The 26,539-nt window shown below is 69.2% G+C and carries 23 protein-coding genes; 8 read left to right on the top strand and 15 right to left on the bottom strand.

The window, feature by feature from the left end; all coding sequences use genetic code 11:
- Positions 1 to 24: 24 nt before the first annotated feature.
- The gene (locus AC1M14_RS14465) at positions 25 to 1,440 is read left to right on the top strand and encodes an NAD(P)/FAD-dependent oxidoreductase (RefSeq protein WP_102771010.1); all 1,416 of its coding nucleotides are present in this window, start codon (positions 25 to 27) and stop codon (positions 1,438 to 1,440) included.
- Here the strand turns inward: AC1M14_RS14465 and pdxR are convergent.
- From pdxR to AC1M14_RS14440, 5 genes are all read right to left on the bottom strand, one after another.
- Complete coding sequence (gene pdxR, locus AC1M14_RS14460) at positions 1,420 to 2,991, bottom strand: MocR-like pyridoxine biosynthesis transcription factor PdxR (RefSeq protein ID WP_102771011.1); 1,572 nt, start codon at positions 2,989 to 2,991, stop codon at positions 1,420 to 1,422. The genes AC1M14_RS14465 and pdxR overlap by 21 nt on opposite strands.
- Positions 2,992 to 3,100: 109 nt before the next feature.
- On the bottom strand, positions 3,101 to 3,958 hold the full coding sequence (locus AC1M14_RS14455; RefSeq protein WP_479729880.1) for an ABC transporter permease subunit: 858 nt from the start codon (positions 3,956 to 3,958) through the stop codon (positions 3,101 to 3,103).
- A complete protein-coding gene (locus AC1M14_RS14450) occupies positions 3,912 to 4,748 on the bottom strand; it encodes a taurine ABC transporter ATP-binding protein (RefSeq protein WP_102771013.1) in 837 nt (278 codons plus the stop codon). Before AC1M14_RS14450 ends, AC1M14_RS14455 begins: the two co-directional genes overlap by 47 nt.
- Before the next feature lie 29 nt (positions 4,749 to 4,777).
- Complete coding sequence (gene tauA / locus AC1M14_RS14445) at positions 4,778 to 5,806, bottom strand: taurine ABC transporter substrate-binding protein (protein ID WP_102771014.1); 1,029 nt, start codon at positions 5,804 to 5,806, stop codon at positions 4,778 to 4,780.
- A 139-nt stretch (positions 5,807 to 5,945) separates the two neighbouring features.
- Positions 5,946 to 6,836, bottom strand: coding sequence for a LysR family transcriptional regulator (locus AC1M14_RS14440; RefSeq protein ID WP_102771015.1), 891 nt, complete (start codon positions 6,834 to 6,836; stop codon positions 5,946 to 5,948).
- Positions 6,837 to 6,965: 129 nt separating this feature from the next.
- Here AC1M14_RS14440 and AC1M14_RS14435 point away from each other — a divergent pair, with 129 nt between their 5' ends.
- Together AC1M14_RS14435 and AC1M14_RS14430 are read left to right on the top strand one after the other, a co-directional pair.
- Positions 6,966 to 7,859, top strand: a complete 894-nt coding sequence (locus tag AC1M14_RS14435) for an EamA family transporter (RefSeq protein WP_479729879.1) — start codon at positions 6,966 to 6,968, stop codon at positions 7,857 to 7,859.
- Positions 7,860 to 7,893: 34 nt separating this feature from the next.
- Positions 7,894 to 8,997, top strand: a complete 1,104-nt coding sequence (locus tag AC1M14_RS14430) for a mandelate racemase/muconate lactonizing enzyme family protein (RefSeq protein ID WP_479729878.1) — start codon at positions 7,894 to 7,896, stop codon at positions 8,995 to 8,997.
- Between the two features lie 80 nt (positions 8,998 to 9,077).
- Here AC1M14_RS14430 and folE read toward each other — a convergent pair whose 3' ends face one another.
- The 3 genes from folE to AC1M14_RS14415 all read right to left on the bottom strand — a co-directional run bounded on the left by folE (position 9,078) and on the right by AC1M14_RS14415 (position 11,756).
- The gene (gene folE / locus AC1M14_RS14425; protein ID WP_209166149.1) at positions 9,078 to 9,623 is read right to left on the bottom strand and encodes a GTP cyclohydrolase I FolE; all 546 of its coding nucleotides are present in this window, start codon (positions 9,621 to 9,623) and stop codon (positions 9,078 to 9,080) included.
- Positions 9,624 to 9,684: 61 nt separating this feature from the next.
- Positions 9,685 to 10,341 carry a response regulator gene (locus AC1M14_RS14420; RefSeq protein ID WP_102771019.1) on the bottom strand — a complete coding sequence of 219 codons (657 nt, stop codon included), beginning with the start codon at positions 10,339 to 10,341 and terminating at the stop codon, positions 9,685 to 9,687.
- A complete protein-coding gene (locus AC1M14_RS14415; RefSeq protein ID WP_102771020.1) occupies positions 10,338 to 11,756 on the bottom strand; it encodes a cache domain-containing protein in 1,419 nt (472 codons plus the stop codon). The genes AC1M14_RS14420 and AC1M14_RS14415 overlap by 4 nt, the downstream gene beginning before the upstream one ends.
- A 315-nt stretch (positions 11,757 to 12,071) precedes the next feature.
- Here AC1M14_RS14415 and AC1M14_RS14410 point away from each other — a divergent pair, with 315 nt between their 5' ends.
- The gene (locus tag AC1M14_RS14410; protein WP_102771021.1) at positions 12,072 to 14,153 is read left to right on the top strand and encodes a carbon starvation CstA family protein; all 2,082 of its coding nucleotides are present in this window, start codon (positions 12,072 to 12,074) and stop codon (positions 14,151 to 14,153) included.
- Between the two features lie 13 nt (positions 14,154 to 14,166).
- On the top strand, positions 14,167 to 14,379 hold the full coding sequence (locus tag AC1M14_RS14405) for a YbdD/YjiX family protein (protein WP_102771022.1): 213 nt from the start codon (positions 14,167 to 14,169) through the stop codon (positions 14,377 to 14,379).
- Positions 14,380 to 14,422: 43 nt separating this feature from the next.
- Here AC1M14_RS14405 and AC1M14_RS14400 read toward each other — a convergent pair whose 3' ends face one another.
- On the bottom strand, positions 14,423 to 16,603 hold the full coding sequence (locus AC1M14_RS14400) for a FepA family TonB-dependent siderophore receptor (RefSeq protein ID WP_479729877.1): 2,181 nt from the start codon (positions 16,601 to 16,603) through the stop codon (positions 14,423 to 14,425).
- A gap of 179 nt (positions 16,604 to 16,782) precedes the next feature.
- Here AC1M14_RS14400 and AC1M14_RS14395 point away from each other — a divergent pair, with 179 nt between their 5' ends.
- The gene (locus AC1M14_RS14395; RefSeq protein ID WP_479729876.1) at positions 16,783 to 17,727 is read left to right on the top strand and encodes a helix-turn-helix transcriptional regulator; all 945 of its coding nucleotides are present in this window, start codon (positions 16,783 to 16,785) and stop codon (positions 17,725 to 17,727) included.
- A 27-nt stretch (positions 17,728 to 17,754) separates the two neighbouring features.
- Here AC1M14_RS14395 and AC1M14_RS14390 read toward each other — a convergent pair whose 3' ends face one another.
- The 3 genes from AC1M14_RS14390 to AC1M14_RS14380 are packed head-to-tail and all read right to left on the bottom strand — an operon-like array spanning position 17,755 to position 19,555.
- On the bottom strand, positions 17,755 to 18,069 hold the full coding sequence (locus tag AC1M14_RS14390) for a pentapeptide MXKDX repeat protein (RefSeq protein ID WP_102771024.1): 315 nt from the start codon (positions 18,067 to 18,069) through the stop codon (positions 17,755 to 17,757).
- 43 nt (positions 18,070 to 18,112) lie between these two features.
- Complete coding sequence (locus tag AC1M14_RS14385; protein ID WP_479729875.1) at positions 18,113 to 18,916, bottom strand: molybdopterin-dependent oxidoreductase; 804 nt, start codon at positions 18,914 to 18,916, stop codon at positions 18,113 to 18,115.
- Between the two features lie 21 nt (positions 18,917 to 18,937).
- The gene (locus tag AC1M14_RS14380) at positions 18,938 to 19,555 is read right to left on the bottom strand and encodes a cytochrome b/b6 domain-containing protein (RefSeq protein ID WP_102771026.1); all 618 of its coding nucleotides are present in this window, start codon (positions 19,553 to 19,555) and stop codon (positions 18,938 to 18,940) included.
- Between the two features lie 143 nt (positions 19,556 to 19,698).
- On the opposite strand from AC1M14_RS14380, the gene AC1M14_RS14375 reads away from it, so the two are divergent.
- Together AC1M14_RS14375 and AC1M14_RS14370 are read left to right on the top strand one after the other, a co-directional pair.
- On the top strand, positions 19,699 to 20,427 hold the full coding sequence (locus AC1M14_RS14375) for a response regulator transcription factor (RefSeq protein WP_102771027.1): 729 nt from the start codon (positions 19,699 to 19,701) through the stop codon (positions 20,425 to 20,427).
- The gene (locus AC1M14_RS14370; RefSeq protein ID WP_479729874.1) at positions 20,424 to 21,905 is read left to right on the top strand and encodes a sensor histidine kinase; all 1,482 of its coding nucleotides are present in this window, start codon (positions 20,424 to 20,426) and stop codon (positions 21,903 to 21,905) included. The genes AC1M14_RS14375 and AC1M14_RS14370 overlap by 4 nt, the downstream gene beginning before the upstream one ends.
- A 166-nt stretch (positions 21,906 to 22,071) precedes the next feature.
- On the opposite strand, the gene AC1M14_RS14365 is transcribed toward AC1M14_RS14370, so the two are convergent.
- The 3 genes from AC1M14_RS14365 to AC1M14_RS14355 form a co-directional block, all read right to left on the bottom strand.
- Positions 22,072 to 24,624 (bottom strand): PEP/pyruvate-binding domain-containing protein, encoded by a 2,553-nt coding sequence (locus AC1M14_RS14365; protein ID WP_479729873.1) that lies wholly within the window; start codon positions 24,622 to 24,624, stop codon positions 22,072 to 22,074.
- On the bottom strand, positions 24,621 to 25,259 hold the full coding sequence (locus tag AC1M14_RS14360; protein ID WP_209166142.1) for a TetR/AcrR family transcriptional regulator: 639 nt from the start codon (positions 25,257 to 25,259) through the stop codon (positions 24,621 to 24,623). The genes AC1M14_RS14365 and AC1M14_RS14360 overlap by 4 nt, the downstream gene beginning before the upstream one ends.
- 87 nt (positions 25,260 to 25,346) lie before the next feature.
- Positions 25,347 to 26,504, bottom strand: coding sequence for an NAD(P)H-dependent flavin oxidoreductase (locus tag AC1M14_RS14355; RefSeq protein ID WP_102771031.1), 1,158 nt, complete (start codon positions 26,502 to 26,504; stop codon positions 25,347 to 25,349).
- Positions 26,505 to 26,539 lie beyond the last annotated feature (35 nt).

The raw sequence follows: 26,539 nt of genomic DNA, 5'->3' as shown, positions 1-26,539 counted from the left end.
CATCCAACAACCGGAAGCCGCAGCATGGATACCCAAATGTCCTTCGAATCCGCAGGTCCGGCCCGCCCGGGCGGCGCGGCCATCAACGCCTATAACCCGGCCTACGATCCGCTGGTCTCGCCGCCGGGGCGCGGGCAGGACTACGCGCCCACCTACTGGGTCGCGACGGCGGGCGAGCCGCCCGCCGACGACGGCCCGGTCGACGGCGACATGGAGGCCGACGTGGTCATCGTCGGTTCGGGCTTCACGGGCCTGTCCGCGGCGCTGACGCTGGCGCGCGACTTCGGCGTCAAGGCGGTGGTGCTGGAGGCCAACCGCGTGGTCTGGGGCTGCACCAGCCGCAACGGCGGCCAGGGCCAGAACGCCTCGGGCCGGCTGTACCGCTCGCAGTGGATCGCGCGCTGGGGCCTGGACACCGCCAAGCGCCTGGACGCCGAGATCCGCGACGGCTTCGAGTACTGGAAGAGCCTGGTCGCGCAGGTCGATTGCGACGCGCAGCCGGGCGGGCACCTGTACACCGCGCACCGCCAGAAGAAAATGGCGTTCCTGCAGAACGAGGCGCGCGTGATGCGCGAAGTGTTCGGCTACGACACGAAGATGCTGGGCAAGGCGGAACTGCGCGAGCGCTACATCGACGACCACGAGGCGGTGGGCGCCATGCACGAGCCCGACGGCGTGGGCGTGCATCCGCTCAAGCTCGCCTACGGCTATCTGCGGCAGGCGCGCGCGCTGGGCGTGCGCGTTCATCCGGGCAGCCCGGTGCTGGGCTGGCGCGCGGAAAACGGCCGGGTGCGGCTGCAGACGCCGGGCGGCGTGGTGCGCGCGCGGCGGGTGGCGTTCGCCACCGGCGGCTATACCGCGCAGGGCGTCAACCGGCTGCTGGACAACCGCATCATGCCGGTGCTGTCGAACTCGCTTGTCACGCGCGTGTTGTCGCCCGCCGAGCGCGAGGCCGCCGGCCTGAAGAGCACGGTGTTCATCACCGACACGCGCACGCTGCGCTTCTATTACCGCCTGCTGCCGGACGGCCGCATGCAGATAGGCAGCCGCAGCGCGCTGCGCGGCGCGGATGCGCAGCATCCCCGCCACCTGGCCTTGCTGCGCGAGGGGCTGGCGCGCAAGTTTCCCGCGCTCAAAGGGATAGAGGTGGCGTATTCGTGGTGGGGCTGGGTGGACGTCAGCCACGACATGATGCCGCGGGTCACGCAGCCCGATCCGGCCCAGCCGGTGTATTACGCGTTCGGCTATGGCGGCAACGGCGTGGCGTTCTCGGCGCAGGCCGGCCGGCGGCTGGCGCAGCGCATGATGGGCCATGACGACCAGGCCTGGAACCTGCCCATCTACGACACTCCCTTGCCGGGACATCCGTTCGCGCCGTTCCGGCGGCTGGGCCAGGGGCTGCTGTACCGGTGGTACTACTTACGAGACGAACTGCTCTAGGGCGCTGAGGGCCGGGCCGGCCGGCTGCCGGCTTTCGGCCTGCGCGCGGTAGCGGGCCACCACCCTGGCCAGCCTGGCGATGCCCGGCTCGATGTGTTCCGGGCGGATGGACGTGAACCCCACGCGCAGGAAGTTGCGCGGCGCGCTGGCGCCGTCCATGAAGAACACGTCGCCCGGCTCGACCACCACGCCTTCGGCCAGCGCCGCCTCGGACAGCTCGGCGGCGTCCAGCCAGGGCGGGCCTTGCAGCCAGCACGAGGACGATCCGGTGATGGGGATGGCCTTGAAGTCGGGCAGGTGCTGCGCCAGCGCGCGCGCCAGCTCCTGGCCGCGCTTCTGGTAGGCCTGGGACTGCCGGCGCAGCAGCGCGTGGTGATGGCCCAGCGAGATGAACAGCGAGAACGCCCGCTGGATATAGGCCGACGGGTGGCGCAGCATCAGCCGGCGCAGCGCGCGCAGTTCGGCCGTGAGTTCGCGCGGGGCCACGATATAGCCGATGCGCAGGCCGGGCGCGAAGGACTTGGCCAGGCTGCCCACGTAGATCACGCGGCCGTCGCGGTCCAGGCTCTTGAGCGCCGGGATGGCGCCTTCGCCCCAGCGGGTCTCGCTTTCGAAGTCGTCCTCGATGATCAGGCTGTCGGCCTGGCGCGCCAGCGCCAGCAGGGCCTGCCGGCGTTCGGGCGCGAGCGTGACCGTGGTGGGGCACTGGTGGCCGGGCGTGACGAACAGGTAGTCGCAGCCCAGCAGGTGCGTGCCGGTGCGCAGGCCCTGTTCGTCCACCGGCATGGGCAGCAGGTGGCGCGTGTGGCTGGCGAAGATGTTGCGGGCGTCGGGGTAGCCGGGATCTTCCATGCCGACCACCGTGTCCTCGTTGACCAGCAGGTCGGCCAGCAGGTAGAGCGCGTGCTGCGCGCCCACGGTGATGACGATTTCCTCGGCGTCGGCCCATACGCCGCGGCGCGGCAGCACCTGGGTGCGGATCTGCTCGATCAGCGCCGGGTCGTCATGGGTGATGAGGTCGGGCGCCCAGCTGCGGATGTCCAGGACCGACAGGGCCTTGATGCAGCATTCGCGCCATTCGGCGGTGGGGAACAGGTCCTGGTCGAATTGCGCGTAGACGAAAGGGTAGGGCTGCTTCTGCCAGTCGCGCGGCTTGCTGATGTTGCGCTGGCGCGAGGGGCGGAAGCGCAGCCGTTCGTTCCAGCGCACGGCGGGCGCGCCGCCGGCCGGCGGCGCGGGATCGGAGGCGGGGCCGGAATGCCCCTGCATGACGGTCTCGCTGACGAAATGGCCGCTGCGCTCGCGCGAGACGAGGTAGCCTTCGCTGACCAGCTGCTGGTAGGCGAAGACGACGGTGTTGCGCGCGATCCGCAACTGGTCGGCGAGATGGCGGCTGGATGGCACCGGCGTGCCGGGCGGCAGGTGGCCGCTGAGGATGGCGGACACCAGCATCTGGCGCACGCAGCCTTGCAGGCTGAGGTTGGGCGCGCTTTCGCGTTCGAACAGGCGCTCCCACAACACGGGCTTGAGCATCGAGGCCTGGCTGGACATGAGGGCTCCCCCTTGGGTGGACCGCGGAGACGGCGCTGCGTCCCCGGGGCTGCCACTGAGAATAGAGGAGCGGGGTTGGCGAAGGAATGAGGGATTGCCCGGGCGGCGATCAGACCCGTCCCTTCCAGGGTATGGCGAACTTTTCGAGGTAGCGCACCAGCAGGTCGAAGGCGAAGGCGAACACCCCGATCACGATGATGCCCATGATGACCGTGTCGCTGGCCAGGAACTGGGCGGCGTTGAGCACCATGAAGCCCAGGCCGCGATCGGCGGCCACCATTTCGGCGGCGACCAGCGTGGTCCAGCCCACCCCGATGCCGATGCGCATGCCGGTGAAGATTTCGGGCATGGCGGCCTTCAGGATCACGTGCCGGACGATCTGCGCGCGCGAGCCGCCCATGGCGTAGGCCGCGTGGATCTGCTCGATGGACACCGAGCGCACGCCGGCGCGCGCGGCGATCGCCATGGGCGCGAAGATGGCCAGGTAGATCAGCAGGATCTTGGGGAATTCGCCGATGCCGAACCAGATGATGATCAGCGGCAGGTAGGCCAGCGGCGGCAGCGGGCGGTAGAACTCGATGGGCGGGTCGAATATGCCGCGGGCGTAGCGGTTCACGCCCATCAGGATGCCGACCGGGATGGCGGTGGCGCAGGCCAGGAAAAAGGCGCCGAAGACCCGCGACAGGCTGGCCAGCGCGTGCTCGGCCAGGGTGGAGTTGGCCACGCCTTCGGTCATGGCGAAGACGAACTTGTCGTAGACCGCCAGGGGCGAGGGCAGGAACAGCGGCCGCACCCAGCCGGAGGCCGTCACCAGGAACCACAGCGCGATCAGCGCCAGGCTGGTCAGCAGGCTGATGTGGCCGCTGTAACCCGCGCCCGGCGCGCCGTACACCATGCCCGGCGCCGCGGGTTTGTGCCCCTTAGGCATGGAGGCCCGGCGACGAGGCGACGGCGCGCTCGTCGCCATAGATGATGCCGAGGACCTGCTCGCGCATGTCGATGAAGTCGGGACTGGATTTGATGCTGCGGCCATCTCGGGTCTCCAGGTAGCGTCGGTTGAAGTCCGGCGTGAAGGTGTGCGTGATCCGTCCCGGGCGCGGTGACATGACGATCAGCCGCGAGCCCAGGAACAGCGCCTCTTCCACGCTGTGCGTGATGAAAAAGAACATCTTGCCGGTCTGGCGCCAGATGTCCAGCAGCAGCTCCTGGATGGTTTCGCGCGTCAGCGCGTCCAGCGCCGCCATGGGTTCGTCCATCAGCAGCATGGCGGGGTCGCAGGTCAGGGCGCGCGCGATGCCCACGCGCTGCTGCATGCCGCCGGACAGCTGGTAGATCATGTGGCGGTGGAAGTCCTGCAGCCCGACCAGTTCCAGGTTGCGGCGCGCCCGCGCGCGGCGGGTCTGCTTGTCCACGCCCTGCAGCATCAGGCCGAACTCGGTGTTCTCCAGCACGTTCAGCCAGGGCAGCAGGGCGTGCTTCTGGAACACCACGCCGCGGTCCGCGCCGGGGCCGACGATGGGCTTGCCGCCCAGCGTGATCTCGCCCTCGGTCGGCGAAAGAAACCCCGCCAGCAGGCTGAGCAGGGTGGTCTTGCCGCAGCCGGAGGCGCCCAGCGCGACCACGAACTCGCCCGGCTGGATGGTGAGGTTGACGTTCTGCAGCGCGATCACCGGGCCGCTGTCGTGCAGGCCGGGGTAGGTGACGCTGACGCTTTCCGCGCACAGGCGCTGCGCGGCGCTGGGGGATGGCTGGGTCATGCCGGCTCCTGGTTGAACGGCGGGGATGGCTACTTGGCCGCCGCCTTGGCGTACTGGCCGTTGACGTGGGCGCTGTAGTCGTCCAGGCTGCGGTCGATCTGCTTCTGGTCCTTGAGGAACTTGGCGCTGGCCGCGAACGCGCGCGCCGCGCCCGACTCCTTGCCGCCGCCCAGCCACTCGTTGGAAGCCTGCTCCTGCGCGGTGGGAAACACCAGCAGCTTGAGCGCCTCGACCACGTCTTCGGGCTTGCCGCCGATCAGCTTGACCATGCCCTTGACCTGCGGCGAATCGGCCGTCCATTTGGCGCCGTTGGCGCGATAGTCGGCGTAGGACTTGGCCAGCACGGCGGTGAACGCCGCCATGAACTTGGGATGCTTGGCGGCCCAGGCCCGGTCGGCCACGATGCCGTCGAAGGTGGGCACGCTGGCCTTGCCGATCTGTTCCGAGTCCGCAATGATCTTGCCGGTCTTGGCGATCTCGGTGAGCGCCGGCGGCCAGACATAGGCAGCGTCGATATCGCCGCGCTGCCAGGCGGCGACGATCTGCGGCGGCTGCATGTTCAAGAGGCGCACCTCGCGCGGGTTGATCTTCCAGACCTGCTCCAGCCCCACCAGCAGGTGGAAGTGCGAGGTGGAGACGAACGGCGTGGCGATGCGCTTGCCCTTCAGGTCGGCCGTGCCGTTGATGCCGGAGCCGTTGCGCGCCACCAGCGCTTCGGACTTGCCGATGTTGTCCAGCACCCAGAAGAGCTCCATGTCCACGCCGCGCGTGGAAGCCGCGGTGATGCCGGTCGAGCCTAGCACGCCGACCGGCACGTTGCCCGAGGCCAGCGCGGTGGAGATGTCGCCGCCGGACGTGAACTGGCGCCAGTCCACCTGGTAGCCCGCCTGCTTGAGCGCGGCGTCGAAGCTGCCGTCGGCGATGGCGGACAGGAACGGGCCGACGATCAGCTGGTATCCGACCACGAGCTTGGTCTGGGCGTATGCGGGAGCGGCCAGCAGCGCGGCGGCCAGGCCGGCCAGGGTGCAGCGGCGGATGAGGCGGGATATCGCGTTCATGGTGATCTCCGTGGGTGAGACCGCGTTCCGGCGCGTCCGGCTACGCCGCGTTGCTGCGGTTTGATGTCAGTTTGCCCGGATGGATTCGGAACGCTAGGACCAGATGGGGAGATCAGTAGGTGCCAAAGAGACGGTGCGTTCAGGTCCGGCTGAATTGCTCGACCAGGAAATCGAGAAAGGCGCGCAGCTTCGGGGCGACATGCTGTCTGGACGGATAGACCGCATAGAGCGTGGTTTCGACCGTGGCCCAGTCTTCGAGCGCCGCCTGCAGCCGTCCCGCTTTCAAATCGTCTTCGACGTAAGGACGAGGCATCAGGCTCAGGCCCAGCCCGCCGCGCAGCGCATCGCGCACGGCCAGGCTGGATGACACGGAGTATTGCCCCTTGACCGCGATGCTTTCGGTGTGGCCGTTCTTGCTGAACTCCCATGCGTCCGCATGCCCCGAAAGGCTGAACCGGATGCAGTTCAGCGCCTTCAGGTCGGCGGGCGCTTGCGGCTTTCCATGCGCCTTGAAATAGGACGGCGCCGCGCACAGCACGTGCGGCATGACCGCCAGCTTTCTGGCGATCAGGCTGGAGTCTTCGAGCTTGTCGCTGCCGCGGACGGCGAGGTCGAAACCCTCGCGGATGAGGTCGACCCGCCTGTCGTCCAGATGCAGGTCGAGCCTGAGGTCGGGATGGCGCGCCAGGAATCCGGGGATGGCGGCCGACAGGCGCGTCAGGGTCACGGTCATGGGCGCGCTGACGCGCAGCGTGCCGCTGGGCGCCGCCTTGACCGGGCAGAGGGCCTGGTCCGCCTCGACCAGCGCGTCGAGCCCGCGCGTCACGTGCTCCAGGTAGATCCTGCCTTCTTCGGTCAGGGCCATGCGCCGCGTGGTCCGGTTGATGAGCCGCACGCCCACGTGCGCTTCCAGTTCGGCGATGTTCTTGCTGACGGCCGCGGGCGAGAGTCCGAGCCGGCGCCCGGCCTCGGCGAAGCTGTTGCGTTCCGCCACCTGGCGGAATACCTGCAAGGCGGTCAGGCGGTCCATGGGTAATATTCTTTTGGTAAATAATGAATTTGTATTATCGAATATTATCTTTATTGGGTGAATTATGTATATTTTTCCGTAAGCCCCTCAAGAGCGGAACGAAATGATGATCGACGTCCTGGAAATCGCATGAGCACGCGCGGCGCCGATCTGCTGCTGACGGCCGTGGCCCCCGCCATATGGGGCAGCACGTATATCGTCACGACCGAATTCCTGCCCGGCTTTGCGCCGATGACGGTGGCCATGCTGCGCGCGCTGCCGGCCGGGTTGCTGCTGCTCCTGATCGTGCGGCGCCTGCCTGCCGGCATATGGTGGCTGCGCATCTTCGTCCTGGGCGCGCTCAATTTCTCCATCTTCTGGGGCATGCTGTTCATCTCGGCGTACCGCCTTCCGGGCGGCGTCGCCGCGACCGTGGGCGCGATCCAGCCGCTGATCGTGGTGTTGCTTGCCGCCGTCCTGCTGGGCAGCGCGCTGCGCGCGATAACGGTCGTGGCGGCCATCGCCGGCGCCTTCGGCGTGGCGCTGCTGGTGCTGACGCCGGGCGCCTCGCTCGATGCCGTCGGCGTCACGGCCGGCCTGGCCGGGGCGGTGTCGATGGCGTTCGGAACGGTGCTGAGCCGCAAGTGGCGGCCGCCGGTGTCGCTGCTCACCTTCACCGCGTGGCAATTGACGGCGGGCGGCCTGCTGCTGGTTCCGGTGGCGCTGCTGTTCGATCCGTCCATGGGGCTGCCGACCGGACGCAACCTGATCGGACTGGCATGGCTGGGGCTGATTGGCGCGGCCCTGACCTATATGCTCTGGTTTCGCGGCATCGCGCGGCTGGAATCGGCCGTCGTGTCCTCGCTGGGCTTTCTCAGCCCGGTCACCGCGGTGCTGCTCGGTTGGCTGTTCCTGGGCCAGACGCTGACCCCGGTTCAGCGCATCGGCGTGGCCCTCGTCATCGGCAGCATCTGGTTCGGCCAGCGCGCCGGCGTCCGGAACCAGACTGGAGGGATGGCTGCGCAGCAGCCGGAACGACGTTAAGCTCGATGCCGTCCACCGAACGGAGGCATCCCCCATGGCCCGCATCGAGTCCGTAGACATTTTCCTGGTCGACCTGCCGCCCAAGACCGTGCGCACCGACGCCGTGCAGAGTTTCGAACGGCAGGAAACCCCAATCGTGCGCATCACCGACAGCGACGGCGCGGTGGGAGTGGGCTACAGCTACACCATCGGCACGGGCGGCTCGGCGGTGGCGCGCCTGCTGGACGAACACCTGGCGCCCATGCTGCCCGGCCGCGAGGCCGAAGACATCGAAGGCCTGTGGCGGGACCTGATGTACCGGGTCCACGCGACCACGGTGGGCGCGCTGACTTCCATCGCGCTGGCCGCCATCGACACCGCGCTATGGGATTTGCGGGCGCGCCGCGCCGGCCTGCCGCTGCACCGGCTGGCGGGCGGGGCCAAGGATCGCATCGCGCTCTACACCACCGAGAGCGGCTGGCTGCACCTGCCCGCCCAGGCCCTGGTCGAGGGCTGCCAGCAGGCGCGGGCCGATGGCCTGCGCGGCGCCAAGCTCAAGGTCGGGCGGCCTCACGTATCCGAGGACGTGGCGCGCATCGCGGCGGTGCGCGAGGCGATGGGAGAGGGCTGGGAGATCATGGTGGACGCCAACCAGGGCTTTTCGCTGCCCGAGGCGATACGCCGGGCGCGCGCCTTCGAAGCGCTGGACCTGGCCTGGCTGGAAGAACCGATACATGCCGACGACGTGCACGCGCATCGGCGCCTGTCGGAGTCCACCCGCCTGCCCATCGCGGTGGGCGAGTCGCTCTACAGCCTGTCGCAGTTCAAGGACTATCTGCATAGCGGCGCGTGCTCGGTGGTGCAGGTGGACGTGGGACGGATCGGCGGCATTACGCCGTGGCTGAAAGTCGCGCACCTGGCCGAAGCCTATAACGTGCCGGTCTGCCCGCACTTCCTGATGGAAATCCACGTGGCGCTGTGCTGCGCCGTGCCCAACAGCCGCTGGCTGGAATACATCCCGCAGCTGGACCTGATTACCGAGTCGCGCCTGCGGATCGAGGACGGCCACGCGCTGCCGTCGCAGGAGCCGGGGCTGGGGATTGCGTGGGACTGGGCCGCGATCGAGCGGCTGGCGGGGTCTCGCAGCCGGCACGGGTGATTGGCGGCCGGGGCCGCCCGATGGGTTGCGCGCGCTCGCGGTTCTCTTTCTTGCCTATGGTTTCTCGCGCTGCACCCATCCTACCGGATCAGGCTGAGGAATTCCGCGCGGGTCGAGGGGTTGTCGTGGAACTCGCCCAGCATCACGGACGTGACCATGGACGAATTCTGTTTTTCGACCCCGCGCATCATCATGCACATGTGCTGGGCCTCGATCACCACGGCCACGCCGGCGGCGCCGGTGACCGACTGCACGGCCTCGGCCACCTGGCGGCTGAGGTTTTCCTGGATCTGCAGGCGGCGCGCGTACATCTCGACGATGCGCGCCACCTTGGACAGGCCCAGCACCTTGCCGTTGGGCAGGTAGGCCACGTGCGCCTTGCCGATGAAGGGCAGCATGTGGTGCTCGCACAGCGAATACAGCTCGATGTTCTTGACCAGCACGATCTCGCGCGTGTCGGAGGTGAACAGCGCGCCGTTGACGATCTCTTCCAGGTTCTGGCCGTAGCCGCGGCACAGGTGGCGCATGGCCTTGGCGGCACGCGCCGGCGTATCGGCCAGCCCTTCGCGGGACGGATCTTCCCCCAGCTGTTCGAGTATGGCGGTGTAGTGTTGTTCCAATGACATGGGGGACTCCTGGATGCTGCGGCGTTTTGCTGTTGCTCTGGGACGCAAGTCTACCTCAGGGTCAGACCCCTCGGTTTTCTACGGCGTATTTGATGAGCTCGGCCTGGCCGTCTATGCCGAGTTTGCGCTTGATGTTCAGCCGGTGCGTTTCCACCGTGCGTACCGACAGGCCGAGGTCGTGGGCGATCTGCTTGTTGGCGTGGCCGCTGGCGATGTGGCGCAGCACGTCGCGTTCGCGCTGGGTCAGCAGGGTGGCCGGCGCGCTGGCCTGGGACAGGCGCAGCGCGACGGCGGCGCTGAAGTAGCTGCGCCCGGCCATGACGGCCTCGATGGCGGTGACGATTTCGTGCGCCGGCTCGTCCTTGAGCAGATAGCCGCGCGCGCCCGCCTTGACGGCCTGCACCATGTATTCGGGGTTGTCGTGCATCGACAGCACCAGCACGGCGATCTGCGGGTAGCGCTCGTGCAGTTCGGCGGTCAGTTCCAGGCCGCCGACGCCGGGCATGTTCAGGTCCATCAGCGCCAGGTGCGGCAGCGTGCCGCCCTGCGGGTCCTCGGCCATACAGGCGCCCAGGAAGGCGCGGGCCGCGGCGGCGTTGCCGGCCTCGCCGACCACGCGCAGGTGCGGCACGGTCTCCAGGCGCAGGCGCAGCCCGTCGCGCACCAGCGGATGGTCGTCGATCAGCAGGAGTCGGACAGGGGCGGGCTTGGCGGTCATGCTTGGGGCTCCGGAGCGGAGACGGCAGGCGGCAGGGGCAGCCAGGCCTGCAGGATCGTGCCGTGGGCGGTGGATCGGAAAGTCAGGTTACCCGATAGCGCATTCATGCGTTCGCGCATGTTGCGCAGGCCGATGCCGCGGCGCGGGTCCTGCTGCACTTCGTCGTAGTCGAAGCCGCGGCCGTCGTCGGCGATGGTCAGGCGCAGGTCGCGTTCGGAATAGGCCAGGGTCATGTCGGCGCGGGTCGCGCCGGCGTGGCGGATGACGTTGGTCAGCGCCTCCTGGGTCACGCGGAACAGGGCGGTGGCGTAGGCTTCGGGCAGCTTGACCGGACGGCCGGTGGTGTGCAGGCGCACGGCCAGCGGCGGCGCGCCGTCCGGGCTGGGGATGGCGAACTCGCGGCCCAGGTGTTCGAGCGCGGCCGGCAGGCCCAGGTCGTCGAGCAGGGTGGGGCGCAGGTTGTGCGAAATCCGCCGCACTTCGCCCACGGCGGTGTTCAGGCGCTCCAGCGCGCCGCCCAGCGGACCGTCGATGTGGGCCAGCGCGCCGGCGTCGGCCGGCAGCGACTGGCGCAGCCGTTCGCGCGCGGCTTCCAGCGACAGCTTGCTCGACACCAGCACCTGGCTGATGCCGTCGTGCAGCTCGCGCGACAGGCGGGCGCGTTCGTCCTCCTGGGTGCGCACCAGCTGCCGCGCCATCAGGCGCAGCTTGGCGTCGGACTGGCGGTGGTCGCTGATGTTCAGGGCCAGGCCGCAGGCGGCCACGCCCAGGATGGAGACGGCGGCGATGCCGGCCACCCAGGTGAACATATTGATGATGTTGGCCTGCGCCGCCGCGTCGATGCGCTCCAGCGCCTGTTCCACGTCGTCCAGGTAGATGCCGGTGCCCAGCATCCAGCCCCAGCGCTCCAGCACCACGACGTAGCCCAGCTTTTCCTCGGTCTGGTGGGTGGAGGGCTTTTCCCACAGATAGCGCACCGCCTCGCCTTCCTGGCCGCTGCGGCGGGCGGCGGTCAGCAGGTTCTGGATCACGGGCTGGCCGTGGGTGTCGCGCAGGTTCCACAGGTCCTGGCCCACCAGTTCCGGCTGGCGCGGGTGCATCAGGTTGCGGCCGTGCAGGTCATAGACGAAGAAATAGCCGTCGTGGCCGAATTCCATCTGCGCCAGCAGGTCCAGCGCGCGCTGGCGCGTGGCCTCGTCGTCGGACAGGGCCTGCAGCGGGGCGATGGCGCTATAGGCCAGGTTCACGTAGTGGCGCAACTCGCCCTCCTTGCTGGCCAGCCAGGCGTTCTCGACCACCTGTTTCTCGCGCTGGGCCAGTTGCAGGCCCTGCACGTAGACGGCGACCGTGATGGCGGCCAGCGCCACCAGCAGGGGCACGGCCGCCAGCAGCAGGATTTTCAGGCGCAGCTTCATAGGGATTTGTATCAGCGCGGATTCGCTTGTTGCGATGCAATATCGCGTGGGCCCCGATGGAGGAACGTTCGGGGCATGCCGCAGATTTTACGATTTCCGGAAAATTATGTTGCGGCGCATTGCGTAGTAATACGTAGCGGGCTTGCGTAGTTCCGCGCTTGTTGCTGCCGGGGCAAAACGAAATACTAGCGTCCGCGCTTACCGGGCGCAGTGTGGACGCGTGCGTCCGCCACCCCACAACAATGAGTCTGCCTTCCGCGGGACGACAACAGCGTTTCCACGCCAAGAGCATGGCGGGAGGCAAGAGGAGCAGTTATGCAAACCAGCAGTAAAGGACTGGGTCAACACCTGGTCTGGCTGGCGGTTGCGGTGCTGGGCGCGTTCGCGCTGGGCACCGTGGCGCTGGCCAGAGGGGAGACCATCAACGCGCTATGGGTGGTGATCGCCGCCGTCTGCGTCTATCTGATCGCGTATCGCTACTACAGCCGATTCATCGCCAACAAGGTCTTCCAGCTGGACCCCACGCGCATGACCCCGGCCTGGAAGTACAACGACGGCCTGGACTACGTGCCGACCAACAAGCACGTGCTGTTCGGCCACCACTTCGCCGCGATCGCCGGCGCCGGTCCGCTGGTCGGCCCGGTGCTGGCCGCGCAGATGGGCTATCTGCCGGGCATGCTGTGGATTCTGGCCGGCGTGGTGTTCGCCGGCGCGGTGCAGGATTTCACCATCCTCTTCATCTCGACCCGCCGTGACGGCCGCTCGCTGGGCGACCTGGTCAAGTCCGAACTGGGCAAGGTCCCGGGCGTGATCGCGCTGTTCGGCGCCTTCATGATCATGGTCATCATCCTGGCGGTGCTGGCGCTGATCGTGGTCAAGGCCCTGACGCACTCGCCCTGGGGCACGTTCACCGTGGCCGCGACCATCCCCATCGCGCTGTTCATGGGCGTGTACCTGCGCTATATCCGTCCGGGCAAGATCGGCGAAGTCTCCATCATCGGCTTCGTGGGCCTGATGGCCGCCATCACTTTCGGCCAGGACGTGGCCGCGCACCCGGTGATCGGCCCGATGTTCGACTTCGACGGCAAGGGCCTGACCTGGATCCTGATCATCTACGGCTTCATCGCCTCGGTGCTGCCGGTGTGGCTGCTGCTGGCGCCGCGCGACTACCTGTCGACCTTCCTGAAGATCGGCACCATCGTCGGCCTGGCCATCGGCATCGTGGTGGTTGCGCCCGAGCTGAAGATGCCCGCGCTGACGCAGTTCGTCGACGGCACCGGTCCGGTGTGGTCGGGCAACCTGTTCCCGTTCCTCTTCATCACGATCGCCTGCGGCGCCGTGTCGGGCTTCCACGCCCTGATCTCCTCGGGCACCACGCCCAAGCTGATCGAGAACGAAACCCAGGCCCGCTACATCGGCTACGGCGGCATGCTGATGGAATCCTTCGTGGCCATCATGGCCCTGGTGGCGGCCTGCGTGATCGAGCCGGGCATCTACTACGCCATGAACAGCCCGGCCGCGGTCATCGGCACCACGCCGGACCAGGTCGCCCAGGTGGTTTCGAGCTGGGGCTTCGTGGTGACGCCGGCCGACCTGGTGCAGACCGCCAAGGACGTGGGCGAAAGCACCATCATCTCGCGCGCCGGCGGCGCGCCCACGCTGGCCGTCGGCATGGCGCACATCCTGCACCAGGCCCTGGGCGGCCCGAGCATGATGGCGTTCTGGTATCACTTCGCCATCCTGTTCGAAGCCCTGTTCATCCTGACGGCCGTCGACGCCGGCACGCGCGCGGGCCGCTTCATGCTGCAGGACCTGCTGGGCACCTTCGCGCCCTCGCTCAAGCGCACCGACTCGCTGCCGGCCAACCTGATCGCCACCGGCCTGTGCGTGCTGGCCTGGGGCTACTTCCTGTACCAGGGCGTGGTCGATCCGCTGGGCGGCATCAACACGCTGTGGCCGCTGTTCGGCATCGCCAACCAGATGCTGGCCGCGGTGGCGCTGACGCTGGGCACCGTGGTGCTGTTCAAGATGAAGCGCGACCGCTATGCGTGGGTCACCGTGCTGCCGACGATCTGGCTGCTGGCGTGCACGCTGACGGCCGGCTGGCAGAAGATCTTCGACGCCGATCCGCGCGTCAGCTTCCTGGCGCACGCCGCCAAATACAACGCGGCGATCGCCGAAGGCAAGGTCCTGGCCCCGGCCAAGTCGCTGGCCGAGATGTCCCGCGTGGTGTTCAACGACTACATCAACGCCGGCCTGTGCGGTATCTTCATCTTCGTCGTGGTGAGCATTCTGGTGTTCGGCCTGCGTTCGGTGCAGCGCGCGCGCAACGAGAACAAGCCCACCGCCCGCGAAACCCCGTACGAGACGCTGCCCGCCGGCGCCGGCGCGGATTGAGCAGGAGAGCCGCATGCTGTTCGCCAACATGAGCTCGGCCGCCGGCGCGGCCGGCCGCTACCTGGGGCAGACGCTCCGGCTGATGGTGGGGGTGCCCGACTACGAGACCTACGTCGAGCACGTGCGGCGCACCCATCCCGACCGGGAGCCGATGAGCTACGAAGAGTTCTTCCGCGAGCGCCAGGACGCGCGCTACGGCGGCAAGAAACGCATCGGCTGCTGCTGACGCCAAAAGGCCTCGCCACCCGGCGAGGCCTTTTTCATGGCACTCAGAACGAGGCCGTGAGGCTGGCGTAATAGGCGCGGCCGGGTTCGTTGTAGGTGGCCGCGCCGGCCTCGACCGCGTTGCCTTCGCGGTAGCGCTTCTTGTCCAGCAGGTTGCTCACGCCCACGCGCAGCCGCAGGTTGCGGTTGAACGCGTAGCCGGCGCTCAGGCCCACCAGGGCGTAGGGGCTGACGCCTTGCAGCCCGCGGTCCGTGATCGCCTCGCCGCGGCGCGGGTTCAGGGTCGGACCTTGCTGCCGGCCGTAGTAGGTCAGGTTGGCCTGCAGCGAAAGCCGTTCGGTGGCGTACCAGTCCAGCGTGGAATTGACGGTGTATTTCGGGATCACGCTCAGCGGCTGGCCGTCGTCCTTGCTTTCGCTGCGGATCATGTAGGTGAAGTTGGTGTTCCAGTCCAGGTCCGGCGCCAGGGCGATGAACAGATTGCCTTCCACGCCCTCGACCACCGCCTTGCCGGCGTTGCTCCATTGCAGCACGCGCGCGCCGTTGGCCAGGCGGTAGGCGATGTCGGTGCCGGCGACGATCTTGTTGCGGTAGTCGTTGCGGAAGTAGGCCGCGCTCGCGCGCCAGCCGCCCGGGTCGTACTCGAAGCCGATTTCCTTGTTGACGCTGGTCTCGGGCGCCAGATCGCGGTTGCCGACGAGATAGCAGCCGTTGCGGTTGGCCTGCGATACCGGGCAGCCGTAGCCGCGGCTGTACATCAGGTAGTTGGGGTTGGACTGGTACAGGTTGGGCGCCTTGTAGGCGCGCGCGACGCCGCCTTTCAGGCGCAGCGCCGCGGTGAGCTCGTAGGCGGCGTTCAGGCTGGGGCTCCAGTTGCTGCCGAACTTGTCGTTGCGGTCGAACCGCAGGCCCGGCGTCAGCGTGGCGCGCGCGCCGGCCTGGATGTTGTCCTCCATGAAGAGCGCATAGCTGTTCTGGGCGGTTTTCGGGTCGCGGCCGTCCATGGCCACGCCGCCGATGGCGCCGCCGGTATAGGTCTGGCGCAGGCTGGCGGCGTCTTCCAGCGATTCGCGCAGCCATTCCACGCCTATCGTGGCGACCTGCTCGAAGCCCAGCTCGAACGGCAGATTCACTTCGCCCACGGCGCTCCAGTTGCGCAGCCGCGACGTGGCCCGGCCCAGGTCCACCGGCATGCCTTCGCCGCCGCCGGCCAGGCCCTCGTTCTGGCGCGCATTGCGCGTGTAGTCGTAGCCCAGCGCGGCGCGCGATGTGCCCCAGTCCCAGACGCCGCGGTGGGTCAGGCCCAGGCTTTCGCGGTAGAGCGCGCTGGTTTCCTTGCCGTACAGGCTGTCGGAGAAGGACGAGGTGCTGTTGAGCATGGTGTCGCCGGCGTACAGATTGCCCTGGCGGCTGAACGCGGCCTCCAGGTCCACCGTGTTGCGGGCATCCGGGCGCCACGAGAACAGCGCGTTCAGGTCCTGGTTGACCACGCCTTCGCGGCCGGCCGATTCCGCCAGGCCGTCGGCGTTGAGTTGCGAGCGCGCGGCGTTGATGTTGCGCGCGTCGGGAGTGGTTTTGTTGTAGTTGCCGTAAAGCCGCAGGCTCAGGGTGTCGCTGATCGGGCCGCTCAGGCGGATGCCGACGCGGTTGGTATTGCCTTCGTCGCTGTCCTCGGGCTGGTTCAGGTAGTAGGTGAGCGACCCGCCGAACCGGTCCGCGGGACGCTTGGTGATGATGTTCACCACGCCGCCCATCGCGCCCGAGCCATAGCGCGCGGCGGCCGGTCCGCGCAGCACCTCGATGCGCTCGACTTCCTCGGCCGGCACCCAGTTGCTGTCGCCGCGGGTATCGCGGTCGCCGTTCCAGCCGTAGCGCACCGCATTGCGCGACGTGGCGGGCCGGCCGTCGATCAGGATCAGGGTGTTCTCGGGGCCCATGCCGCGGATGTCGATCTGGCGGCTGTTGCCGCGCGAGCCGCTGGCGCTGTTGCCGGTGAGGTTCACGCCGGGTTCGCGGCGCACGATGTCCGACAGATCGTTGACGGGCGGGCGGCGGGCGATCTCGTCGGCCGTGATCACCGAGACGCCGAGCGCTTCCTTGACTTCTTCTTCGGCGGTGCCCAGCACCTGCACGGTCGGCAGTTCCGGGACGGCCTGCGCGGCGGCGATGGTTCCATGCAGGCCGCAAAGCAGCAGGGCGGCGTAGTTCAGACGGTGCACTGACATTTCTCCAAGAGCAGAAAGGCAACCCGGAAGCGGGCGGCCATGTTTTAATTGAGAACGATTGCTATTTGAATTTCGGCGAAATTATGTCAGCGGCTACACGCGCCGGGGTTTGCGGCGCCACCACAAAACTTTGCGGCAGCGCCAACTCCCCAGAATCGGACCAAGAGAAAGCAGGCAGCGTGGGCGGGCCGCAACTGCTGCCGGCGCGCCCGGACGGGTATGGCCGGACGGCCGCGGCGCGTCCGCGCGCCATGCTGGAGGGCTGGTCCGACCTGACGGAACTGGCGCCGGGCATGGTGCTGCGGCGCCTGGACGTGCGCGATCTGCAGGGCGCGAGCGCGCGCGGCTCGCTGCGGCCGGGCCTGCACATTGCCCTGGTGGTGGGCGGGCGCGTGAACGTGACGCTGGCCGGCCAGCGGCTGGCCCTGGGGCCGCGCCCCGACGGCAAGGTACTGGGCGTGGCGCTGTCGGTGCGGGAGCCGGACGGCTTCGTGCGCGAATCGTGCCTGGGCGACATCGAGCGCACGGTGCTGCTGAGGCTGGAACACGAATGGATGGACCGTCAGCGGCTTTGCGCCGGACTGCCGGCGCTGCGCAATTTCGCGCAACGCCACATGGCGTTGCGGACCTGGCAGGCTTCGGGGCCGGCAGTCGCGGCGGCGGAGCAGATGCTGCGTCCGCCCGTGATGGCGCCGTCGCTGTGGCGTCTTTACCAGCAGTCGCGCGCGCTGGCCATTCTGGTGGACGCGTTGGAAGGGCTGCAGGATGGGGCGGCCGACCACACGCCGGAACTCGGCCAGCGCGAGCGCCTGCGCATGATGGCGCTGCGCGAACTGCTGGACGAGGGCGGCGCCGATGCGCTGTCGCTGGCGCAGATCGCGGCCCGGGCGTGCATCAGCGTCAATACCCTGCAACGGCATTTCCGGGCGATGTGGGGCACCACGGTCGCCCAGTACCTGCGCGAGCGCAAGCTGGCGCGCGCGCGGCTGGCGCTGGAGGTCGATGGCGTCAGCGTGACGCAGGCGGCATGGCTGGCCGGCTATAACAGCGCGGCCAATTTCGCCACCGCGTTCCGGCGCAGGTTCGGCATGACGCCGGGGCAGGTGCGCGCGCGCCGCCGCTGACGCAGCCGGGCGGCGCGGCGCGCGGGATCAGCGCTTCATGCCGTCCTTGGACATGCCATCCTTGGCCATGCCGTCGTGCGACATGCCGTCCTTGCCCATCTTGTCCTTGGACATCTGGTCCTTGCCCATGGCGTCCTTGCCCATGGCGTCCTTGGACATGCCGTCCTTGCCCATCGCATCCTTGCCCATCTTGTCCTTGGACATCTGGTCCTTGCCCATGCCGTCCTTGGACATGGCGCTGTGGTCGCCGGCTTTCTTGTCCATGGCGTCGGCCGCGAGCGCCGTGGTGGCGGCGCCGAAGGCCAGGCAGATAGCGAATGCTGCGGTAGCGTAAGTCTTCATGGTGTGTTCCTTTTAGAACAGGGGTGGGGAAAAAAATCTTGGCCTAGCTGCCGCCGAACCAGTTGTAGCCCTGGTCCTCCCAGTAGCCGCCGGGATAGGTGTTGGTGACGAAGATCGCCTGGACGTGCTTGGGGTTCTTGTAGCCAAGCTTGGTCGGCATGCGCAGCTTCATGGGAAAGCCGTATTCGCGCGGCAGCGTGCGGCCGTCGTAGGTCAGCGCCAGGATGGTCTGGGGATGCAGGGCGGTGGGCATGTCGATGCTGGTGTAGTAGTCGTCGGCGCACTTGAATCCCACGTACCTGGCGCTCAGGTCCGCGCCCACGCGCTTGAGGAAATCCGCGAACGGCACGCCGCCCCATTTGCCGATGGCGCTCCAGCCTTCCACGCAGATGTGGCGGGTCACCTGTTCGGCCTGGGCCATGGCGCGCAGCTCCTCGAGCCGCCAGGCGCGGCGGTCGGCGACCAGGCCGCTGACTTCCAGCCGGAACGATTCCTCGTCCACGCGCGGCGCCTGGTCGATGCCGTAATAGGCGTTGAACGGAAACGGCCGCGCGATCATGGATTCGGGATAGGTGGGAGCCAGCTGGGTCGGATCGAACAGCCAGCCCTGGACGCGGTCGTTCCAGCGCGACACCGCGGCCAGCGCGCGCTCCACGCCTTCGTCGTCGGCCAGCGAGCAGCCCGACAGCATGGCCAGCCCGCCCAGGGTCAGCCCGCGGCGCAGGAAGGCGCGGCGCGCCGGCAGCGGCAGGCGCTTTTCCAACAGCCCGCCGGCTTCGCGCAGGATCTCCGCGGCGTCCGGGCGGGCGGCGGCGAGACGGTTTTTCGGCTTGGATTGCGGATTCATTCGTGGCTCCCGTTCGTTTGCTCAGCGCCCGCGGATCATGGCGGCCAGGCTGCGCGGCACCACGGCCACCATCAGCACGTGCACCGCGACGAAGGCCGCGAGCAGGGCCATGGCGTAGAAGTGCACCAGGCGCGCCCCTTCGTATCCGCCCATCAGTTCGCGCAGCAGTTCGAACTGCACCGATTTCCACAGCACCAGGCCGGAGGCGACCAGCAGCGCGATGTCGGCCATCGCGAACAGGTAGGCCAGGCGCTGCAGCTGGTTGTAGCGGCGCGGGTCGGCGTGCGAGAGCCGGCCGCGCAAGGCCGCGCCCAGGTCGGCGGCCAGGCCGCGCAGGCTCAGCGGAAAGAATTTGCGGCGCAGCCGGCCGGTGGCGAGATTGGCGGCCAGGTACAACACGCCGTTACCGGCCAGCAGCCACATGCCGGCGAAATGCCATTGCAGGGCGCCGCCCAGCCAGCCGCCGAGCGTGACGCCGGCGGGGAAGCTGAAGTCGAACAGCGGCGAGGCGTTGTAGATGCGCCAGCCGCTGGCGGCCATGACGCCCACGGCCAGCGCGTTCAGCCAGTGCTGGATGCGCAGCCAGCCGGGGTGGACAGGGCTGGCGCCAGGGGCGCGGTGGGCGGGAATGGCCGGCATGGAAGGCTCCGGGTTGCTTGTCGTTGGCGACATTCTTGTCCGGGGCCGGTGGCGAAGTCCTCACGCAAACTTAAATTAAATGTGATAACTCGCCGCGCGCGGATTGGCGACAATACGCGCATCATTCCCCATCCGAGCTGCCCATGGACACGCCCCGACGCGTACTGATAGTCGAAGACGACGCCCACATCGCGGAACTGCTGCGCATGCACCTGCGCGACGAAGGCTATGCGGTCGAACACGCCGCCGACGGCCACGACGGCATGCGCAGGCTGGAGGAAGGCAACTGGGACGCGCTGGTGCTGGACCTGATGCTGCCCGGGATCGACGGGCTGGAGATCTGCAAGCGGGCGCGCGGCATGGCGCGCTACATCCCCATCATCATCACCAGCGCGCGCTCCAGCGAAGTGCACCGCATCCTGGGCCTGGAGCTGGGCGCGGACGACTATCTGGCCAAGCCGTTCTCCATGCTGGAGCTGGTGGCGCGCGTGCGCGCGCTGCTGCGCCGCAGCGAGGCGCTGGAGCGCAACGCGCGGCTGGACGCCGGCAGCCTGTCGCTGCACGGCCTGGCCATCGATCCGCTGGCGCGCACGGCCGACGTCGACGGCCGCCGGCTGGAGCTGACGCCGCGCGAATTCGACCTGCTGCTTTTCTTTGCGCGCAATCCGGATCAGGTGTTCTCGCGCCTGGACCTGCTGAACCAGGTGTGGGGCTACCGGCACGAAGGCTACGAGCACACGGTCAACACCCACATCAACCGGCTGCGCGCCAAGATCGAGGCGGACGCGTCCAATCCGCAGCGCATCCTGACGGTCTGGGGCCGGGGCTACAAATTCGCGGCGGCGCCCGGCCGCGCGGGAGACGCGGCATGAAACGCCTGACGCTCACCCAACGCCTGTCGGGCGTGTTCGCGCTGCTGCTGCTGGCCTGCTGCGGCGCCTCGGCCTGGCTGCAGATCGCCGCCAATTCGCGCTACCAGCAGGAGGTGGTGCAACGCCTGTCCAGCGGGCTGGCGCAGCATATCGCCGGCACCAACGAGCTGATGGACGTCAACGGCTGGCGGCCGCAGGCCGTGCGCTCGCTGTTCGACATGCTGATGGCGGTGAATCCGGCGGTGGAGGTCTATCTGCTGTCCAACGACGGCCACATCGTGGCCGACGCCGCGCCGCCCGGCGAAATCAAGCGCGGGCGCGTCGACATGAAACCGATCCGCCGGCTGCTGGCCGGAGACATGATGCCCATCGTCGGCGACGATCCGCGCAATCCGCAGGCGCGGAAAGTCTTCAGCGCCGCGCCGGTGCGCGTGGGCGGACAGGAGCAGGGCTATGTCTACGTGGTGCTGCAGGGCCAGGCGCGCGACGCGCTGGCCCAGGACGTGTCGCGCAGTTCGGTGCTGCGCATGACCTTGTGGTCCATCGGCCTGGTGGCGCTGCTGGGCCTGGCCGCCGGCCTGGCGGCGTTCGCGCTGATCACGCGGCCGTTGCGCGGCCTGACGCGCGCGGTGCGCGCTTTCGGCACGGACGACGGCATGGCGCTGGCCGCGCTGGAAGGTCCGGACGACGGGCGCGCCGGCGAGCGCGGCGACGAAATCGAGGTGCTGCGCCGCAGCTTCGTGCAGATGGGCGCGCGCATCTCCGAGCAATGGCGCGAGCTGACGCGGCAGGACCAGCAGCGGCGCGACCTGGTGGCCAATATTTCGCACGACTTGCGCACGCCGCTGACTTCGCTGCACGGCTACCTGGAAACGCTCCGGCTCAAGGACGCCACGCTGGAGCCGGCCGAGCGGCGCCGCTACCTGGACATCGCGCTGGCGCAGAGCCGCAAGGTGGGCCGGCTGGCGCAGGAGCTTTTCGAATTGGCGCGGCTGGAGTCCGGCCTGGTGCGGCTGGAGCCCGAAACCTTTTCGCTGCCGGAGCTGGCCCAGGACGTGATCCAGAAATTCGAGCTGGCCGCCGAGGCGCGCCAGCAGCGGCTGGCCACCGACATCGCGCACGGGCTGCCGCCGGTGCGCGCGGACCTGGGTCTGATCGAACGGGTGCTGACCAACCTGCTGGACAACGCCATCCGCCACAGCCCGCCGGGCGGGCGCATCGAACTGCGCCTGGGCGCGGCGCAGGACCGGGTGCGCGTACAGGTCAGCGATTCCGGCGACGGCATCCCGCAAGCGCTGCGCCCCGGGCTGTTCGTGCGGGCCAGCGCGCTGAACCGCGGGCCGGGGGAAAGCGGCGGGCTGGGGCTGGTGATCGTGCAGCGCATCCTGCAACTGCACCAGAGCGAGATCCGGCTGGTGGAGCAGGCGGGGTGGGGGGCGGTGTTCGAGTTTGAATTGGTGGCGGCTGGGGCCGCCTGATGGGTTTCGCGCGGTTGACAGCAGGTTTCTTATATCGGATGCCGCGCGCTGCACCCATCCTACGATCCGATCCCCGAACGTAGGATGGGTGCAGCGCGAGATTCCTTATGCAAGAACTCGAATACCGAACGCGCGAAACCCATCAGGCGGCAAAAGCCGCCACCGCCTAAACCCGCCGCACCGTCCCCCCGCCCGCATCCACCTCCAGCACGTCCCCGCTGCCCACTTCCCGCAATATCCCCTGCACGTTCACGACAGCGGGAATACCGAATTCCCGCGCCACGATGGCGCCGTGCGACAGGTAGCCGCCGGCCTCCATGACCAGCGCCGCGGCGCGCAGGAACAGCGGCGTCCAGGCCGGATCGGTGGAGGGCGCGAGCAGGATGCTGCCGGCCGGCATCTCCAGTCCCTCGGCCGGCGTGCGCGCGACGAAGGCGGGGCCGGTCGCCCGTCCGCCGGCCGCGGGCGTGCCGCGCCAGGCGCCCGAGGCGGATTGTCCGGCCGGGCGGCTTGCCGGCTGCGCCGGCGCCGGCACCCGCGCGCCGCCCGCCGCGGGTTCGACGATCACGTCCGGGTCGGGCGTGGCGGCCCAGGTTTCCAGCTGGGTGCGGCGCAGGGCCGCGCGGCGGCCCGCCGCCACGGGTGCGAGCCGGCCGTCGGCCAGCGCGAACAGTTCGGTGGCGGTCAGGTGGAATACGTCGTCGGCCACCGCCAGGCCCTGGCCGAGATAGCGTTGCCCCAGCGCCAGCGCGCTGCGGCGCGCCGCCGCCAGGTAGGCCACCAGCACGCTGCGCGCGGCCTCGCGCTGCCGGCCTTCAAGGCGCGAGGCCTGCAGCAGTTTCGCGGCCAGCGGACGCTGCCAGAACGGCAGCGCGGCGCGTAGCCGTTGCCAGGCCAGGCGCGCCGCTTCTTCCTGGCGCGCGCGCAGCGCGCCGGCGTCGGCGCCGATCAGGTTGACCACGCTGTCGAGCAGGTAGCCCGGCGCCTCGCGCCAGCGCGGATTGCGCAGATAGGTTTCATACACGGCGCGATGGCCGTAGCGGGCCAGGAAGTCGGCGAAGGCCTGTTTGAACGGGCTGCTGTCGGGCAGCGCCTCGCGCCAGGCGGCGCTGTCGCGCTGCGGGCTGCGCAGCCAGGCCAGCGCCGCCGCGTCGGCCTGGGCAAGTTCGGCCAGCGCCATCAGCGCATAGCCCTGGCTCGCGGTCACGCTGGGCTCGCCGCCCGCCATCAGCGCGGCCGTCAGGGCATGGCCCTGGCCGGGGCAGGCCTTCTCGACCAGCTCCAGCAGCTTCGACAGTGCGCCGCCGCCCGAGCCTTGCAGGAAGAACAGTTCGTCCGCGCCCAGCACCGTCAGGAACTGCGTGCGCAGGCGCGCGCCGAGTTCGGCGCCGGCGTCCGGCAGCGGCTCGTCCAGCCAGGCCCGGGCGCGCGCCAGCAGCCGTGGCAGGTCGGTCTCGGCGCGCTTGCGCAAGGGGGCGGCGCGGCGCAGGTAGCGCAGGATGCGCGCGGCATGGCGCAGGCGCTGCGCGGGCGTGGGCGCGGGCGCCTCGATCGCGGGCTGGGGGCCGCCCAGCAGCGCGTTCATGGCCGCCGGCGGCACGCCCAGGGCGTCGTAGCCGACCCACTGGATGACCGAGGCGTCCAGGTACACGCGGCCCTGGAACAGCGCCGCCAGCCGCACGCCCGGCAAGGGCGCGTAACCGCTCAGTTCGAAACCGCTGCTCAGCATGCGCTGGGCCATGACCCGGCCGCTGTCCCATTCCAGCGCCGACATGGCCTCGGGCAGCACTTCGCGCGTGTTGCCGCGCGACCAGTACGAAGGCTGCGAACGCAGCGCGGGATAGGTGTAGCGCGCCGCCGCGGTGATCGGGCGCGCCTGCAGAATCCAGAATTGCCGCCCGTCCCAAGCCCATTCGAGGTCGTGGCCGGCGCCGGCATAGTCCAGGGCGCGGGCCGCGTCGCGCGCGATCTCGCCCAGCGCCTCGGCCTGCGCATCGCTAAGCACGGGCTGCGCGGCCCGGGCGGCCGCGGTGTCGGCCAGTTGCGTGCCGCCGGCGGCGGCGGGCAGGCTGGCCTGGCGCTTGGCGCCCACGCGCCGCGACGCCAGCGGCCAGGCCAGGCGCAGGTAGTCTTCGCGCAGCCGGTATTCGTCGCCGTCGGCCTGTCCGGCCACCAGCGATTCGCCCAGGCCCCAGTTGGCGTGGATCAGCATTTCGTCGCGGCGTCCGGACAGCGGGTCCATCGTGAACGCGATGCCGGAAGCGGCGGCCTCGATCAGCGGCATCACCACCACGGCCATGCCGCCCTCGGCGTCCAGCCCCAGACGCTGGCGATAGGCCTGCGCCTGCGGCGTGGCCTGCGAATCCCAGACGCGCGCCAGCGCCTCCAGCACCGCCTGTTCGCCGGTTACGTTCAGGCAGGAAAGATGGATGCCCGCGAAGGACGCGCCCGCGGAGTCCTCCTGCGGCGCGGACGAGCGCAGCGCCAGCGGCCGCGCCAGCCAGCCGCGGTCGCGCAGCGCCTGCAGCAAGACGCGCTGCGCCTCGGGGGGCACCGGCTGGCCCGGCTGGCGGCCCAGGCTGGCCGCGGCCGCCAGCACGAAGCCTTCGGGCACGGGCACGCCGAGCTGCGCCATGCGCGCCAATTGCCAGCCCTTGCCGCCGGCGGCGCGCGGCCCGGCTTTTTCGGCCGCCGCCCAGTCCAGCACCAGCGCGTTCATGGCGCCTCCTTGGCGGCGCCGCCCAGAAACAGGCTCAGGGCTGCGTCGTATTCGTCGCGCAGGCTCGCGCCGGGCCGGTCCAGCCAGCGCAGCATCGCGCCCAGGTGCAGGAATTGCAGGTGGTGAGCCAGTTGCTCGGCGGACAGGTCGGCGCGCAGCTGGCCCGCCGCCTGCGCCTCGGCAATCAGCGAGGCGTACGCCGGTTGCAGGCCGCTGCGGGGATGGCGGGCGGCGTCGGACTGCGCATGGGCCAGGCGATAGCGCAGATACGGGCCCAGATACGCGCGATGCGATTCGGACCAGTCGGCCGAGGCGCGCAGGATGCGCGTCAGCCGTGCGGCGAACGAGGGCAGGGCGCGCAGCGCCGGCCACAGCGCCGCCAGCGAGGCGGCGAGTTCGCCGTGCAGATGGTGCGCGAGCAGCGCCTCCTTGACCGGGAAATGGTTGTACAGCGTGCCCTTGGCGACGTCGGCCGCGGCCGCGATCTGCTCCATCGTGACGGCGTCGTAGCCCTGCGCCTCGAACAGGCCGAAGGCGGTGCGCGCCAGATGGTCCAGCGTCTGCAGGCGCTTGCGCTCACGGCGGCCGGGATCGGCCGCCGGCGCGGCGGGCGGGAGGGATTCGGTGGCGGACATGGCGGCTCGGATTATCTGAACGATGAATAATATTATACGTCGTTCAATAATTTATCAAAGCCGCCGGGCGGGCGGTGGCCGCAGGGATCAGGCGTTGGCGGGCATCTGTCCGTGCAGCAGGTAGTCCATCAGTTCGCGCACCGAGCGCATGGCGTTGCCGAAAGGCAGCTTGGATGCGCCGCGGAAGAACAGGCCGCGGCTGACTTCGCCGCGCATGGCGGCGGCCAGCTTGAGGTCGATGCAGAACTGGCCGAAGCGCGACAGCCCGTCGCGCAGGCCGCACTGCGTCAGGCAGTCCATGCGCTGGCTGCAGCGGCGCGCGTCGCAGCGGGTGTTTTCCTGCAGCGTCTTTTCCTGGCGCAGGTAGCGCGTCAGCCACGGCGTGGCCACGGCGCGCGCCGGCAGGCCGGCCACGCTGGTGAATTCCTTCAACTGGTCGGGGTCGGCGTCGATCAGCACGCGCTTGAAATTCTCGTGCGCGTCCCCCTCGATAGTGACGGCGAAGGCGGTGCCCACCTGCACGCCGTCGGCGCCGTGCCCCAGCCAGTGGCGCACCTGGTCGTGGCTGCCCACGCCGCCGGCCACGATGAGCTTGGGCGCGTCCTTGCCCAGCGCCAGTTCCTGGAACAGCTTGTGGCAATCGGCCAGCACGCGCTTGAAATCGAAGCGTTCGTCGTGCACGTCTTCGAGCCGCGCCGCGCCCAGGTGGCCGCCGGCGTGGCCGGGATGCTCGATCACCACGGCGTCGGCCAGCCGGCCCTTCTTGATCCATTTCTTGAGCACCGCGGCCACGCCGCGCGCTTCGGACAGAATCGGCACCAGCGCGACCTTGGGGAAATCGGCGGTCATTTCGGGCAGGTCCAGCGGCAGGCCCGCGCCCATCACGATGGCCTGGGCGCCGCTTTCGCAGGCCTGGCGCACCAGGGCCGGGTGGCCCCGCACCGCCTTCATGACGTTGACGGCGACCAGGCCGCGGCCCTGCGCCGTGTCCAGCGCGGCGCGGATTTCGCGGTGCAGCGCTTCGAGGTTGGCGCTGTCGATCAGGTCGCGGTCATGGCAGCGCTCGGTCTTTTCGAGCAGATCCGGATGATGGTGGCGCAAATCGATGCTGGCGATGGTGCCCATGGCGTTCTGGCTGGCGACCGCGCCGGCCAGGCGATGGGCCGAGATGCCGACGCCCATGCCGCCTTGTACGATGGGCAGCAGTTCGCGTCCGGCGAGAGTGAGTGATTTGAACCACGTCATGATCAGGTCTTTCCTCAGGTCAAGTTGACAGAGGC

The organism is Achromobacter sp. SX5 (genome assembly GCF_056711425.1).
Note: the sequence above shows the minus strand (reverse complement) of the source record. Positions and strands in the feature narration are given on the sequence as shown.